The organism is Agrilactobacillus fermenti (assembly GCF_047943045.1).
Taxonomy (GTDB): Bacteria; Bacillota; Bacilli; order Lactobacillales; family Lactobacillaceae; genus Agrilactobacillus; species Agrilactobacillus fermenti.
On sequence record NZ_CP181347.1, the window covers coordinates 797,285 to 811,966 of the forward strand.

Genomic DNA, 14,682 nt, shown 5'->3' on the forward strand with positions numbered 1-14,682 from the left:
AATGGTAGAACACCCACGTAATGCGGAATTACTTCAGCAAATCAAGTTATTAAATTCAAGACCAGAAGGCTCTGATGAAACCCAATATAATTCGATACTTACTTTTGTTTTGGCAAAGGTTATTAATGACGTAGCGAATTATATCCATGTGCCGGTTTTGGAGCTGCCAGAAGCCTTAGACATGACGATAATTGGGCTAGTTACTCAGTATTTAGTAACGAATCAATTACTAGTGCCTGTTGCTGATAAGACTGGTAACGTGGCTTCACTATCAGAAGGTGATACCAGTGTGACTTTCAAAACACCAGCTGAAGTTTATACGGCGCTGCAATCAGTGAATACGATCACTGATAATTATGTTGGTCAGTTAAATAACTTTAGGAAAGTGAAGTGGGATTAATGATCCAAGGGGCATTTAATCGGCTTGGTAATGTGTTGCCAACGTTGTGGCTTGATAAGATCACTATTAAAGGTGTACGGCGTATTAAAAACGGCCCATTCACAGATACTGAAGATGTGACAGTTGTTGAAAACGAACCGGGCAAGATCTCTCGTAAAGCCTTGAAGCCATCTCAGCAAAGTTATTTTGGCACTGACAATTACGATGTAGTTCTTTATATTCGTACGGGTATTAAGATTCCACCTGGTGCGGATATTTATGTGACGGATGTGAATGGTCAGATAACTAAATACAAGCAAGCAGGGCGTGGTTATACGGGCTATGTGAGCCATCAAGAAGTTGCTTTGATTCGTGATGAGAAAGCCAAAGAGGTGGCTGATTATGGCTTGGGGCACGATTGATGATGCAGATTTTCAAAAGTTTACGAATCAGGTCAAAGGTAAGATTAATGGTCAGGCATTGAAGCATGAGCTTGAAATCAGTGCCCGTCGTGTTGGAACACAGGGCTTACGGAGTGTAAAAGCTGCGACGCCAGTTGGTCAATATACGGACGGTCGCACTGGTGGGACACTTCGGCGTGGCTGGAACGTCAAAGGGCCAAGCTATACTGGCAGTACCTTTGTGATTGAACTTTTTAACAATGTTGAATATGCTGGTTTCGTTGAAAATGGCCACCGAACTCGTGGCGGTGGTGGTTGGGTAGAAGGCCGCTTCATGCTGTATAAGACGATAAAATTACTTAATAGCCAATTACCACAACTACTATCACCTGCTTTGCAAAAAGCGTTAGGGGGTCTTTTCGATTAAAACAAGTATCGTTGAAATGATTGCTAATGAATTGCAGCGCTTGTTTCCAGCAGCACCAATTTATCGTGAGAATCAAAAAGGTGGCTTTCAAGAACCGTCTTTTTTTATTACCAAGATCATGACGGGTTCTAAAACAGAGTTGTTTGGCATTCAGAATCGTAGATATCATTATCAGCTGGTATATTTTCCAGACCCCGAACGGCCCAAAGCTGATATGGAAGTAGTTGAGGAATTGTTATTGGATAATTTCACAACTCTAGGTGATTCCGCTACACTTCGTAACCGACAGACTGAGCTATCTGAGGATTATACGTTACAGATGACTTTTGAAGTCTGGGTAAGAGCTACGCCAGTTGATAACACACCGAAGCAACGCAAAGTCCAAACTAAAACTAAAGGGAGCGTGACCGGTAGATGACTACCCCACGTAAAACAGCAACAGCAACAACAACCAAACAAATTTTTACGAAGTCAGCGCTGACCAAGAGTGCTGGCTTTTCTATTATTGAGCGAGATATTTTAATGACTGTTTTAAAAGATGAACAACACTATACACTTGACGAAGCTAAAAGCCTTATCAAGAAATTTAAAGGAGGTATTTAAATATGGCAGGTGGCACATGGACTACAATGAACAAACGTCGCCCCGGAGCTTATATCAATACGGTTGGTCAAAAGCAACCAAAACCTGATACAAGTTTGGGGCGAACATTATTGATCGGACATGCTCAATTAGGTTGGGGCGCTGATGGTGTCATTGAATTAGATGCTAATTCTAATTTTAAGGCACTATTGGGCACAACTTTAGAGGATTCCAATTTAGTTGCTTTACGGGAAACACTTAAAGGTGCCTTAACAGTACTTTTTTATAATCAAAATAAAGGCAAAAAGGCAACCTTAGATGAGCCAACGTTACCTTGGGTGTTTGCGGCTAAATACGCTGGTACTAAAGGCAATGACTTACATGTTTCCTTCGAAAAAGATCCCAACGAACAGGATAAGATTACAGTAACTACTTTGTTCAATACGGAAATTGTAGATCAACAGGTTATTCGGACAACGACTGCCGCTGGATTGGTTTCAAATGACTATCTTGACGTACAGCTAAAAGATACTAAACCAACAGAAGATAAGAAAGATGGTAACCAGGCTTTATTGGAAGCTTTAGCAGCCACCATTACTGTTAATTTAACAGGTGGTACCAATGAAGCCGGAGATGTAACCGCTGGTTTAAATGGTGTTTTAGAAACGCAGAACTACAATGTGGTCACAGCGGCTGGCTATCCAGCGGATTCCAATATTCATGTACTGGTTGCAATGGCTGTGGAACGTCTCCGTGAAACTGAGGGTTACAAGATTCGTGGTGTGGTTCCAGCATTAGAAGGTGCAACAAACTATGACTATGAGGGGATTTCAGTCATCGCAAATGGTGTTGAATTAGAGGATGGCACGAAAATTTCAACAACAGATGCAGCTGGTTTCTTTGCCGGTGTATCTTCTGCGGCGGGACCAACTCAATCACTGACTTATGCCGCGTATCCTGGTGCGGTCAAAGCCAATCCAGCACTGACCAATGAGTTGACTGTCCGTGCTCTAAATGCTGGTGAAATCGTCTTTACCGGTAAGCGCGATAATCGGGTCGTGATTGAACAGGACATTAATTCGTTAACGAAATTTACCGATGATAAACCACAGCAGTTCAGTAAGAATCGTGTGATTCGTGTCTTAGATACGATTGCCATAAATACTTCTGAAGTCTTTGAAAATCAATTCTTAGGTAAAGTCAACAATGATCCGACCGGCCGTGATCTATTCAAAGCTAATCGGGTAGCGTACATGGCAAGTTTACAGGCTAGCGGAATCGTTCAAGACTACGACGCTGCGGATATCACAGTTGATCCTGGCCCTGATAAAGATACGATCGTCGTCACATTGGCGGTAACACCAATTGATTCTATGGAAAAACTCTACATGACGATTGTCGTTCGATAATAGAAAGGAGCGTCACAAATGGCACAAGGTGAAAACGAAAGCTATAGCACCATTGGCGAATTTTTAAATGGTCGCGATACGATCTCAACCAAAGACGCCAAGATCTTCATCACCATTGAAGGCAAGGTTATTCCCCTGATTGAAGCCACAAAATTCTCGGCTAAATTGGAAAAGAATAAAGAAGATATTCAAACACTGGGGTCCCGGTGGAAACATAAAAAGACGACAAGCGTAGAAGGCACCGGAACATTAGGGGGCTATTTGATCAGCTCAAATTGGGCTAAATATGCCTTGCCTTATATTCATGGTGGCAAGGATCTATATTTTGAAGCCACTTTAGTGATTGAAGATCCTACCTCACGAGCTGGTAAACAGACCCTACACTTTTCTGATGTGAACTTAGATGATATTCCTTTTGCGGATTTTGAAGCTGATGATGGTGTGATGGAATGGGAATCAGACTTCACATTTGAAGGTGTCGATTTAGTAGAACCTTTTACGGGCTTTGATTTATAGGAGGAATAAATAGATGGCAATTAGTATTAATGATTTTTTAGCAGAGAATGTCGATTCAAAACCGGAAACACGTGAAGTTAAATTTCCGAGGTTTAAGTCACCGTTTGTAATTCAATCTGTAACGGCTGAACAAAATGAAACTTTCCAAAGAAACGCAACTCGAAAAGTTCGAGATAAACTAACACGTCAAATTACGACAGAACTTGATCAGAATAAGTATGTAGATATGCTGGTGACGGCATCAGTTATTACGCCGGATTTAAATAATGAACAGTTACAAAAAAGCTGGAATTCATTAGCAGATCCAGCTGGTGTGTTGAAGAAAATGTTACGTGCTGGTGAATATGGCGATTTAACGAATGAAATTCAAGATTTATCAGGCTTTGATGCTGAAGATGTTAATCAATTGAGCGATGAAGTAAAAAACTAATTAAATCCAATGAGGGTGCTGAGTTTCAATATTATCACTATGCAATGAACGAATATCATTGGTTACCTTCACAATGGCTGGCACTGACTGTTCGTGAGAAGGCCTTAGTTATTGCCGGTATCGATCTTCGGACACAAGAAGAAGCACGTCAGAAGAAAGAGGCAGAACGAAAGGCTAGAAGAAAGCATGTTTAGCTTTTATTTATGAGGAAAGGAGGTTAATCAATGGTATCTATTAGTGCATCGATTAAGATAATGGACGGATTCACAGCCCCATTGGAAAAATTAAGCGCTGGATTGCAGCGGAGTCAATCAGCCTTTGGCAAGTTCAAATCTATGTTGGGTAGTGGCGGGGATTCACTCAATGGTCTAAGTGATGCTGCTGGGAAAACTGGTGGTATGTTTAAGTCCATGTTGGGTGCCAATATTATTGGTGCCGGTGTTAGTCGAGGCGTAGCAGCGATTAGTTCTGGATTAACAGGAATGGTCGGTGAATTAAATGAAGCTAGTACAACTTGGCAAACATTTAACGGCAATATGTCTATGCTGGGGAAGAGTCCAGCACAAATAGCAGCAACTAGAAGTGATCTACAAAAGTTTGCCCAACAAACGATTTACTCGGCTTCTGATATGGCACAGACCTATAGTCAGTTGGCCGCTGTTGGTATTAAAGGTACTGGTAAATTGGTTAAGGGCTTTGGTGGCCTAGCTTCAGCTGCGGAGAATCCACAACAGGCTATGAAGACTTTAAGTCAACAAGCAACGCAGATGGCCGCTAAACCCGCAGTTCAATGGCAGGATTTTAAGCTGATGCTTGAACAAACGCCGGCTGGTATTGCCGCAGTAGCGAAAACGATGGGTATGAGTACAAGTGATTTGGTTAAGAGCGTTCAAGACGGTAAGGTAGCGACGCAGGACTTCTTTAACGCTGTTGCCAGCACAGGTACAAATGCCAATTTTACGAAACTTGCAACCCAGTATAAGACAGTCGGGCAAGCAATGGATGGCTTAAAAGAAACAATGGCTAATTCGCTACAACCGGCATTCGATAAAGTAAGTCAAATCGGTATTAAAGCAATCAGTGGAATAACAGATAAGATTGGAAATGTTAATTTTTCTGGCTTAGCAGACAAGTTGATTGCTGGATTGAATACGGCTAAACAAGCTTTCAGTAGCTTTACCTCTGGTTTTAAGTCAACTGGTGCTTTAACATCAGTCAAAACGATGTTCAATGACATAGGCGATGCGGCAAAGAATATTTTCAAAGGACTTTCCGGAGGTGGTAAGGATCCATTCTCCGGACTATCTAGTTTGGGTAAAATTTCTGGGGATGCCATTCAAGGGTTAGCTAAAGATATAGGCGCTATTGCTAAAGCAATTGGCAATTTGCCACCAAGCACAATTCAAGCTGTAGCAAGTGCTTTTGCTGTTCTAAAAGCTGGGACAAAAGGGTTAGTTTTAGGAGCAATAGTGGTTGGTTTGAAAGCTCTAAGCAAATTGCCGCCAGATGTATTGGAAGGTGTTGCTAAGGGCTTGGTAGGTATTGCCATTGCTTTTACCATGATGAAAGCTGTTTCTGGTGTTGCTAAAAGCCTAAGTTCCATTGGTAGTATTTTTGGAAAATTGGGAAAAGGCGGTAAAACAAAATTGCCACTCCCAGATGCTGGTAAAACCTCTCAGTCAGCGGCTGGTCTCATGAAAATGGGCGGCGCACTACTTATGATTGGTGGTGCTGTTCTATTAGCTGGCGCTGGATTTTTATTGCTAGCGATGGGCATATCTCAGATTGCTTCTGGTGGCAGTACAGCGGTTGGTATCTTAATCGGCATTGGCGTCGCGATTTTAGTCTTATTGGTCGTAGTTAGACTATTGGGACCCGGGTTAATTGCTGGCGCTGTTGGGTTCTTGATATTTGGCGCGGCGTTACTGTTAATTGGAATAGCTGTGTTCATTGCAGCAGCCGGAATTGCTATACTTGCAGCTCAACTACCATTGATTGCAGCATATGGAGCTCAGGCTGCCCTAGGCTTAATTTTGCTAGGTGCAGCTATGGCTATATTTGGTATTTTGGCCGTTGTTGCAGCCGTTGGTTTAATTGTCTTGGGTGTTGCTTTAGTCGTGCTTGGTGTTGGCTTTGTAGTCGCCGCAGTAGGTGCAATACTATTCGGGGCAGCACTCTTAATTGTCGGTGTTGGTGCACTGATTGCTGCGGTAGGTATGTTATTACTTGGAGCTGCTTTAATGATTGTTTCGGTATTCGCCCTAGTTGGCGCGGTAGGTATGCTATTAATGGCTGTCGCTTTGATTATGGTAGCGGCTGTTGCAATTGTTGCCGCAGTCGGCATGTTGTTGTTGGGTGTTGCTTTGATGATTGCGGCTCCAATGATGATCCTAGCCGCAGTTGGTGCTTTACTTTTAGGCGTTGCTGCAATAGTTCTTGCCGTCGGGTTATTGCTTGTTGGTGCGGCTTTACTATTGGTTGCCGCGGGTTTAACAGCTGCGGCATCTGGCGTAATAATGCTGGCTATGGCTTTTGTTATGGCTGGTTCAATGTTAGTAAACGCTATTGTAGGTGCGATGCAAAATGTTGTTTCAGCAGTAAGTAATGGTATTTCTAGCGCAGTAAATGCAGCGAAAAGTTTTGGAAATCATTTAGTTAGTGTTGGGAAACAATTGATTCAAGGCTTAGTTAATGGTATTAAATCTATGATTGGGGCCGCTGTCAGTGCTGTAAAAAATGTGGCCAGTAAAGTTGTGAACGCTGCTAAATCACTTTTGCATATTGGATCACCATCTAAATTGTTCAATCAATTTGGCCGCTGGACTGTAGAAGGTTTGGCAAATGGGATCAATCATTCTTCAGATCTTGCTGCTAACGCTTCCTCAGATATGGCCCAGGGTGTGATTGATGCTGCTAGTGGGATGGCATTGCCAAGTATGGATGGTGGTGGGTTGAACATGCCGACACTAAATGGCAATAACCCGGGGGATCAATTGGTTGCTGGATTCAATCGAGCTCAAAATGCGGTTAATGGTATTGGTGCGGCGTTAAATAATCTGCCAGCTAATACTGGTATTGGTGTGAATGGCTCAATTACTGACCGTTCCACACCTACGAGTTCACCATTTGGAAATGGTTCAGTAACCAATAGCCACTCACAAAATTCAACCTCGAATACATCAAATGTCAATATTGATCCTGGTGCGATTCAAATCAATAGTACTGGTAATGCAGATTATGATGCTGAAACATTGGTAGCCAAGATTGAAGATTATCTTATGCAACGACAAAATGCTTCATTAAGTTAGGAGGTGATACTTCATGACGAAACATTTAGGCTTTTATTTGACTAATGCTGATAATGATACGATTGAATTACCATTAAATCCCGCAGAAGTAACGTTGAAAATGGAGACGGACGATAAGTCTGAAACTATTGTGAAGCTGGGCGAGATCAATCGAATCGGTGAAGCAAAATTACAATCAGTTCAAATCCAGAGTACCTTACCAGTGACTTCTGAAGATGAACATTATCTAAGTACCAGTGATCCCTTAGCGAGTGCTCAAGATTATATTGATTGGTTGACCCAAGTACATGAGTCTAAGAAGACATTACGGTTTGTTGTTGGTACGACTAAAATCAGCTTGGAAGCTACCATAGCTAGTTTTGAGTATGGATTTAAGGATGGTTACGATGGCGATTATAGCTATACATTGACTTTAAAAGAGTATCGACCATACACAGTTAAAAAACTAAGTACACCACAGCAACAGCGTGAAGTGACACCGAACGACGCGCCACAACGTTCTTCCCCACCAGCCCAGGTGGGTATGGGGTCAGTTGTGGTTGTCAATGGTCAACTGCATCGGGACAGCCAGGGATCTGGTCCAGGGCAAACAGAAGTGAATGCCACTCGAAAGATCTCTTTGATGGCTCCAGGTGCGCCTTATCCTGTTCATGTTGCCACACTAGAGGGCGGTGCTCGTGGTTGGGTCCGCGAAAGTGATGTGAGAAGTGCATGATCACGTTATTTAGAATCACCTCGAAAACAGATCAGACAGCATGGGATATTAAAGAATCAGTAAATAATATCAAGTGGGAAACAGACTTGAATTTTGCGGCCGGCACGTTGAGTTTTGATTTAGTGAATGATACTAATGATGGCCGTTTTAAACCTAATTTTGGTGATATTGTTGAATTTCAATGGGACGACCAGAAAATTTTCTATGGCTATATCTTCAAGCTTAGTTATAGTGAAAATCAAAAATTTAGTGTGACGGCATATGATAAATTACGTTACTTTAAAAATCAAGATTCTATTGTCTGGCCGATTTCTACGATTTCGCAACGTTTCGAAACAGTGGCAAAAATGGCAGAGGTTGCCTACAAGGTTATTAATGGATCTAATTATAAATTGAATGCTGAAGTAGCCGATTCCAAAACATACTTCGATATGTTGAAGTCAGCAATTGATAGTACTCAAAAAGCAACGAACCAAATGTATTATTTGTTTGCTAATTATGATGTTGTTGAATTGCGTAAAGCCCCATTTCAAGAATTGAATCTGATTGTTGGAGACCAGTCGTTATTGACTGGTTTTTCTTATGATGGCTCCATTGATGAAGCGGCCAATGTTGTTCGAATCGTCAAAAAAGATCAAGAACAATCGCAAAACGTCTCTGCAACAGCTGATACATCAGAAACGACCCAAACAGAGGACCCCAGTAAAACAAGTTTTTCTTATACCGATGCAAGTGGGGATACTGTCAGCTGGTGGGGCAAGCTACAAGTTGTTGAGAATGCCAAAGATAAAGCTAATGATGCCCAGATGAAACAACGGGCAGCTGAATTATTGAAAGATAAAAACCGGCCGACTTATTCATTAAAACTGACGGCCATTGGCAATGTGTCCTTGATTCCTGGTAATTCAATCAACATTAAAATAGCGGATTTAGATACGATCGGTTTTGCCATTCAAAATGCAGCTATTTTAAAAGCAACCCACAATTTTAGCAGTGATTATACCGTTGATTTAGAAATGAAGGTGAATGAACCATGGCTGGAGAACAACTCCTCAGCATGATGAATGCAAAGGGCGGCAATGATTCGGACTATGCGGATTTTATGTTTGGCAAAGTCATTAGTGTGGATCCCTTAAAGATTCAACTATCGAATCAGATGGTGCTGACGGATTCATTTTTAACACTTGGCCGTCAGGTAACGAAACATAAAGAACGCGTGACCTATCAGGATATGACTCACGATGGTGACACGACTAGAACTGAAACAGTCATCATTGATCAAGCGTTAAAAACTGGTGATTCGGTATTGATGTTTCGGTCTAACAACGGTCAACGGTTTTATGTATTGGAACGTTTAGCAGAGGGGGTAACAGGTTGAAATGGCCAATATTAATGAACGCCCTTCACTAACTTACCAAGTTAAGAACAATCGGATTATTGGTAAAGTCGATCATCAGCAGGCCATGGTACAAGCTGTGGATAAGATTTTGCGTACCAGCCGTTTTGTGTTTCCAATTTATGATGATCAGTATGGTAATGACTTTGAACAACTATTTGGTAAATCCATGACTTATGCCAGAGTTGAGGTTGAACGCATGCTGAAAGACGCATTATTGGCTGATGATCGCGTACTTAAAGTTCAGGTAGACGAACTAAAACAAGTCGATGCAACGACTTTAGCTGTTCATGGCTGGTGTGAAACGATATTTGGCAATGTGCCAATAACAAGTGAGGTGATCGTGAATGAATCCGGAAGAACTGGCCCAGCAAATTGAACGTCGTAGCTTTGCGTATTATCTGAATGCTATGTTGGCAAAAGTACCAGACAATATTGATAAACGACAAGGCTCGATTATTTACGACGCCTTAGCTCCAGCAGCAATGTTGATGGCTCAACAATCACTAGCCATGAGCGATCTCGTTCGTGAGATCTATATCAAAACGGCTCAGGGTGAGTTTCTAGATTATCGTGCTCAGGAACGGGGCACTCAGCGGCAAGAAGCAACTGCCGTTCAGGTCAAAGCTAAATTTCTGGATGGCAAAGGGCATTACTTAGCCAATGTAGATGTAGGTGATCGTTTCGCCAGTATCGGCGATGACCCCATTTTTTATAAAGTTATCCAGATTAATGAGGACTATACCGGTATCTTGGTCGCTGAAGAAAATGGCAGCCGCGCCAATGGTTATTTAGGTCAAATATTACCAGTCACACCTAATGACCAACTTTCGTGGGCTGAAATTATTGAAATTACAGTACCAGCTCGGGATGCTGAAACCGATGATCATTTACGGGAACGCTTGTTGAAGTCTGATACTTGGATTGCTTATGGCGGCAATGTTGCCGACTATCTAAATATGCTTTCCAAGATTTCCAGTGTTGGCGCCGGACAAGTTTACCCCTCCTGGCAAGGTGGGGGCACAGTGAAATTAGTGATTTTGAATAATGATTATCGTGCGGCTAGTCAGGAATTATTAACGCAAGTTAAAAATGAAATCGATCCGCCTGATTTAGAAGGCCTAGGCTATGGCTTAGCCCCGATAGATCACACCGTAACAGTCGTGGCACCGGTTGAATTAAAAATAAATGTAACGGCTAAGGTACAAATCGATGTGCAAGCAACTATTGAAACCGTTCAGCCGCAAATTATGCAACAGGTCGAAAGCTACTTTTTAGCCCGACGACATGACTGGGCTAATGTGGATAAAGCCAAGGGTCGTGGTTACGCCTTAGCCATTTATCGTTCACAGATCTTAACCGAAATCATGAAAGTACCGGGTGTAGTGAATGCTTCGCTACCATTATTAAACGATAAAGAAGACGATATCTATTTACACTTTAATAATGATATTTCAGAGTTGCCTGTCCTTGGTGAGGTGAAGTTGGATGGTTAAACTACAAGATTACTTACCAGATTACTATGACGACAATTATGAGATGCAACATTTGGTATTGGCCGAACAGATCGATTTTTCAGATTTTGATAGTTTGATTTACCAGACATTGTTGAATCAATTCGTGGTCAAAGCCGATGGTCAGGGCTTAGCGTTATTTGAAGATGAGTTAGGCATTGTCACGAATCCTACCGACACTTTAGAAAATCGACGTTTTCGCATTTTGACACAGCTGATGCCACCAAGGCCAATTACGATCAGATATTTTAAAGAGTTGTTGCAGTCATTTAAGATCCAGGCAACATTGGTTGTTGATTATTTGAAATCGTATGTTGTTGCTAAAGCGAAACGCAGTGAGATTACTAAAGATCAGATCAAACAGCTGCGATATTTATTAAATATTTATCTGCCAGCAAACTTAGCAATTTCAATCGTTACAACGGCCGAGGCGGTAGTTAACAATCAGCAATATTACGGTACGAAAATTGTTACCGCAGTTGCAACCAGTGCGTTACCCAAGACTAAATTCAAGACCCGGAATACCTTACCTGAACAGTTTGGCGTGACGATGCCACTCATGCAGATTGCGGCTATCTCTAAAATGAAAGGTGTTGATGTGAATGTCTAAGTATAATGAGTCCATTTTGACTGATGCTGGCCTAGATCTAGCTAGTCGGGCGGCTAACGGACAAACAAAGTTTGCAATTACTAGGGCGATGACAACAGATCAAGATTTGACTAAATTGTCAGAAAGCGAACTTAGGGCGTTGAAACAATTACCCAACGAATTACAATCTGGCGAGATCATTCAAACTAAAAGTTCTGCCGATCATCAGAATTCTGCAATTGGAACAGAATTACTTTTTGAAAACAAAGATTTGTCTAAAAGCTATAACATTATGGCAGTAGGGTTGTATGCCAAAGAAGATGGTTCAGATGATGAAGTGTTATACGCTTTAGCTACTGCGGTAGAACCTGAATTTATGCCTGACTTTTCGGACCAGATTATCCTACAGTTCAAATTTACGATCTATGTGATCGTTGGCCGAACGGATAATGTCACGATTGAAATCAGTGATCATTTTGCTGAAGATGTTTTGGCAATTGTCGGAGACACAAATGATAAAGTTAGTGCTCAAGATTTACGCAATATCTTTTTGGGCGGTCAGTTGGATCCTATTGCTGGTGACTATATTCAAAGTCAAGAATTACGGAATATTTATTTAGGAGGTCATGTCCTTGGCTGATGTAAAAACAAAATATACGGTCAATTATATCGATCAAAATGGTCGTATTATTGATCAGCAGAAAATTGAATCCATTGTTGGTAAAGAAGTCGTTGTTACGCCCCAAGATAAATGGGGTTTTGAAACTCATGCGGCAACGACATCTCTTACTTTAGTAGAAGATGAAACTAAAAATGTATTTAACTTTCCAGTAACGCAACTGGCTAATGACTTAACGATTGCGCTGCATAATGTCGATTACGTACGAGGCTTGGCATCTGGTCGTGATATTTCGGGTGGTGTGGTTGTTGAACCGGGTATTGTATCACCAGTCATCAAAGCTGGAACCGTTCTTTGGTCTGGTCGGCAAAACGGTGGACAAATGGTATTAGGTTTTAATAATATATCTGAACTAAGAAATGGCATCAACATTACTGTGGAAGATCCGACTCCAGCAAATGCAAAATATAATAATAGCCATGTTCCAGCGTTCAGATTAGGCGACGTTAAATTTAATCAAGCTGTACCATTTAATTTAACCAAGGATCAGCTAAAGACAGGGAACACCATAACAATTGGGACGCATACGTATTATGATGGCATGCCTGATATAAGTCCCCAATCTAATGGGGATTGGTTCAAGTATACGTCTACTGCTGGTGAGATAAAGTTCACAATGGTGGGAGATAGTACATTACAAGTAGAATGGAACAATCCAGAGCTAACACATGTTAAGCCTTATGTGGGTTTGGACATGCGATTAAGCTTATTCATCACAAAAATTGTAGCTTATTAGAAAAGGAGTTGAAAATATGTCAAAGGCTTATCGATTTATAACAGATAAAGACGGCAACATCATTGGTCATACTGATCCAGAATTTGCCCAAAATCAGTTGGATGGGCAGCTTGTTTACCCTGATCCGTTATATCAAGAAGACGACGAAAATTGGTTAATCAAGAATGGCATGATGGTTCAAAAGGATAACGGCTTACCTAGCTATCAGGGGCTGCAACAACAAAATGCCATGTTATCAGCACAACTGATGCAGACCCAGCAGGAATATGGCAAACAAATTGCCGGACTGACAGCTACATTGATGCAAGCTCAAGGAGGTACAAAATAATGTTTAATTTTCCAGATTTTAATACAGTGAAAACTTGGTTCAGTTATGGTTGGTGGAATAAGGATCTAGTTAAATTAGCAGTGATACAAAATAAAATTAATGCAGATCAGTATAAGGAAATTACTGGAGAAGCATATGACGATAAAAAAGAAGGGCAATCTACAAAAGCGTAGGTTGTCCTTTTAGTTGGGTGGGAGAAAAATGATGTTGAATTTTCGTAAACACCCGGTCCATCTTTTAACAGGTTTTGGAATCATCGGCATTGGTACGAGATTGTTACTAGATGATGCTTACTTTAGCTGGCCACCGGGGTTTCGTGATTTGGCTAATGACGATATTGTTGGTTTTGTTTTTATTGTCATCGGTATTTCAATTGCAGTTTGGGCTTTTAGTCCAGATAATAATGCGAAGTGGAATCGATGGAACTTGGTGATTGCTGCTGTACTCATGACATTCCTAGCTGTGTATCAGTTTTTGCATGTTATTGGAACAGGTCACGATAATCTGCCTTGGATCTCAAATGCCATGGTAGCTGGATATATCGTACTGATCGCGGCTAGGAGTGATGCCGGTTGAATGAATTAATGAAAAATCTTGGGCCTATTTTGACTGTGGGATTACCTTTTTTGATTGGGTTATTAACCTTACGAGAATCCAAAAAGAAATCTAGTCGTGAAGAATTTGATAGTTTGATCAATCATTATCGAGATGAAGCCCAAGACTATTACGAAAAGTGGCAAAATGCTGAAAAGAAAATTGAAGAATTGAACTGTAAGTTAAATCATAAGGAGGATACAAATGACTGAACTACATGGTGCCGAAATTTTTAATAATATCGTCATTCCAGTTATCGCTGCGGCGGTAACTTTTTTTGTGATTCCTTGGTTGCGTGCCAAGGCCCAATCGGAAAAAGATGTAAACAAAAAGCAGACCTATGAAGCACTGGCACAGAAGTTACAGACAGTTGCTGATCTAGCTAACGTGAATGTAGTACAAGCAGAAGCTAGTGCAGACTCAGGTGCTGCCGGCGTAGATAAAAAACAGCAAGCCGTCAAACAGACGATGGAAGATGCTGCTAGGTTAGGTATTTCTACTCAAGGAATGAACATTCCGGCTATTATCGAAACTGCCTTTTCGGCCAAAAAGCAACAGTTACATCAAAACTATCCAACTAATACTGCTAGTCCAGAGTCGTCAGCAGTGGCTGAACCAGAACAAGATACGTCAATTACTGAAACTGAATACGCTGATGTGCCTAAGCCGTTGAATTAGG

Annotated in this window: 23 protein-coding genes; all 23 read left to right on the forward strand. The window is 41.3% G+C overall.

Features of this window, described 5'->3' with window-relative positions:
* Window position 1: 1 nt before the first annotated feature.
* The 23 genes from ACNAN0_RS03865 to ACNAN0_RS03975 are packed head-to-tail and all read left to right on the forward strand — an operon-like array spanning window position 2 to window position 14,681.
* Window positions 2-400, forward strand: a complete 399-nt coding sequence (locus ACNAN0_RS03865; protein ID WP_416353922.1) for a hypothetical protein — start codon at window positions 2-4, stop codon at window positions 398-400.
* Window positions 400-801: a hypothetical protein gene (locus tag ACNAN0_RS03870; protein ID WP_416353923.1), complete on the forward strand. Its 402-nt coding sequence runs from the start codon at window positions 400-402 to the stop codon at window positions 799-801. Before ACNAN0_RS03865 ends, ACNAN0_RS03870 begins: the two co-directional genes overlap by 1 nt.
* Entirely contained in the window at window positions 782-1,207 is a 426-nt protein-coding gene (locus ACNAN0_RS03875; protein WP_416353924.1) for an HK97 gp10 family phage protein, read from the forward strand. The genes ACNAN0_RS03870 and ACNAN0_RS03875 overlap by 20 nt, the downstream gene beginning before the upstream one ends.
* Before the next feature lie 16 nt (window positions 1,208-1,223).
* Window positions 1,224-1,625: a phage tail terminator family protein gene (locus ACNAN0_RS03880; protein ID WP_416353925.1), complete on the forward strand. Its 402-nt coding sequence runs from the start codon at window positions 1,224-1,226 to the stop codon at window positions 1,623-1,625.
* Window positions 1,622-1,810, forward strand: coding sequence for a hypothetical protein (locus ACNAN0_RS03885; protein ID WP_416353926.1), 189 nt, complete (start codon window positions 1,622-1,624; stop codon window positions 1,808-1,810). The genes ACNAN0_RS03880 and ACNAN0_RS03885 overlap by 4 nt, the downstream gene beginning before the upstream one ends.
* Before the next feature lie 2 nt (window positions 1,811-1,812).
* Entirely contained in the window at window positions 1,813-3,198 is a 1,386-nt protein-coding gene (locus ACNAN0_RS03890; RefSeq protein ID WP_416353927.1) for a phage tail sheath C-terminal domain-containing protein, read from the forward strand.
* Between the two features lie 18 nt (window positions 3,199-3,216).
* Window positions 3,217-3,714, forward strand: a complete 498-nt coding sequence (locus ACNAN0_RS03895) for a phage tail tube protein (protein WP_416353928.1) — start codon at window positions 3,217-3,219, stop codon at window positions 3,712-3,714.
* A gap of 13 nt (window positions 3,715-3,727) precedes the next feature.
* On the forward strand, window positions 3,728-4,144 hold the full coding sequence (locus ACNAN0_RS03900; RefSeq protein WP_416353929.1) for a phage tail assembly chaperone: 417 nt from the start codon (window positions 3,728-3,730) through the stop codon (window positions 4,142-4,144).
* A gap of 44 nt (window positions 4,145-4,188) precedes the next feature.
* Window positions 4,189-4,338: a hypothetical protein gene (locus tag ACNAN0_RS03905; RefSeq protein ID WP_416353930.1), complete on the forward strand. Its 150-nt coding sequence runs from the start codon at window positions 4,189-4,191 to the stop codon at window positions 4,336-4,338.
* A gap of 30 nt (window positions 4,339-4,368) precedes the next feature.
* Entirely contained in the window at window positions 4,369-7,452 is a 3,084-nt protein-coding gene (locus tag ACNAN0_RS03910; RefSeq protein ID WP_416353931.1) for a tape measure protein, read from the forward strand.
* Window positions 7,453-7,465: 13 nt separating this feature from the next.
* Window positions 7,466-8,167 carry a hypothetical protein gene (locus ACNAN0_RS03915; protein WP_416353932.1) on the forward strand — a complete coding sequence of 234 codons (702 nt, stop codon included), beginning with the start codon at window positions 7,466-7,468 and terminating at the stop codon, window positions 8,165-8,167.
* Window positions 8,164-9,228, forward strand: a complete 1,065-nt coding sequence (locus tag ACNAN0_RS03920; RefSeq protein ID WP_416353933.1) for a late control protein D — start codon at window positions 8,164-8,166, stop codon at window positions 9,226-9,228. The genes ACNAN0_RS03915 and ACNAN0_RS03920 overlap by 4 nt, the downstream gene beginning before the upstream one ends.
* Window positions 9,225-9,545 (forward strand): DUF2577 domain-containing protein, encoded by a 321-nt coding sequence (locus ACNAN0_RS03925; protein ID WP_416353934.1) that lies wholly within the window; start codon window positions 9,225-9,227, stop codon window positions 9,543-9,545. The genes ACNAN0_RS03920 and ACNAN0_RS03925 overlap by 4 nt, the downstream gene beginning before the upstream one ends.
* A gap of 1 nt (window position 9,546) precedes the next feature.
* Window positions 9,547-9,942 carry a DUF2634 domain-containing protein gene (locus tag ACNAN0_RS03930; protein WP_416353935.1) on the forward strand — a complete coding sequence of 132 codons (396 nt, stop codon included), beginning with the start codon at window positions 9,547-9,549 and terminating at the stop codon, window positions 9,940-9,942.
* Window positions 9,911-11,059 (forward strand): baseplate J/gp47 family protein, encoded by a 1,149-nt coding sequence (locus ACNAN0_RS03935; protein ID WP_416353936.1) that lies wholly within the window; start codon window positions 9,911-9,913, stop codon window positions 11,057-11,059. The genes ACNAN0_RS03930 and ACNAN0_RS03935 overlap by 32 nt, the downstream gene beginning before the upstream one ends.
* Window positions 11,052-11,687 (forward strand): putative phage tail protein, encoded by a 636-nt coding sequence (locus tag ACNAN0_RS03940; RefSeq protein ID WP_416353937.1) that lies wholly within the window; start codon window positions 11,052-11,054, stop codon window positions 11,685-11,687. The genes ACNAN0_RS03935 and ACNAN0_RS03940 overlap by 8 nt, the downstream gene beginning before the upstream one ends.
* Window positions 11,680-12,306: a hypothetical protein gene (locus tag ACNAN0_RS03945; protein WP_416353938.1), complete on the forward strand. Its 627-nt coding sequence runs from the start codon at window positions 11,680-11,682 to the stop codon at window positions 12,304-12,306. Before ACNAN0_RS03940 ends, ACNAN0_RS03945 begins: the two co-directional genes overlap by 8 nt.
* Window positions 12,299-13,081: a hypothetical protein gene (locus ACNAN0_RS03950; protein ID WP_416353939.1), complete on the forward strand. Its 783-nt coding sequence runs from the start codon at window positions 12,299-12,301 to the stop codon at window positions 13,079-13,081. Before ACNAN0_RS03945 ends, ACNAN0_RS03950 begins: the two co-directional genes overlap by 8 nt.
* Window positions 13,082-13,097: 16 nt before the next feature.
* Entirely contained in the window at window positions 13,098-13,409 is a 312-nt protein-coding gene (locus ACNAN0_RS03955) for a hypothetical protein (protein WP_416353940.1), read from the forward strand.
* Entirely contained in the window at window positions 13,409-13,582 is a 174-nt protein-coding gene (locus ACNAN0_RS03960; RefSeq protein WP_416353941.1) for an XkdX family protein, read from the forward strand. Before ACNAN0_RS03955 ends, ACNAN0_RS03960 begins: the two co-directional genes overlap by 1 nt.
* A 28-nt stretch (window positions 13,583-13,610) precedes the next feature.
* Window positions 13,611-13,985, forward strand: a complete 375-nt coding sequence (locus ACNAN0_RS03965; RefSeq protein ID WP_416353942.1) for a hypothetical protein — start codon at window positions 13,611-13,613, stop codon at window positions 13,983-13,985.
* Window positions 13,982-14,215, forward strand: coding sequence for a hypothetical protein (locus ACNAN0_RS03970; RefSeq protein WP_416353943.1), 234 nt, complete (start codon window positions 13,982-13,984; stop codon window positions 14,213-14,215). Before ACNAN0_RS03965 ends, ACNAN0_RS03970 begins: the two co-directional genes overlap by 4 nt.
* Window positions 14,208-14,681 (forward strand): phage holin, LLH family, encoded by a 474-nt coding sequence (locus tag ACNAN0_RS03975; RefSeq protein ID WP_416353944.1) that lies wholly within the window; start codon window positions 14,208-14,210, stop codon window positions 14,679-14,681. Before ACNAN0_RS03970 ends, ACNAN0_RS03975 begins: the two co-directional genes overlap by 8 nt.
* Window position 14,682 lies beyond the last annotated feature (1 nt).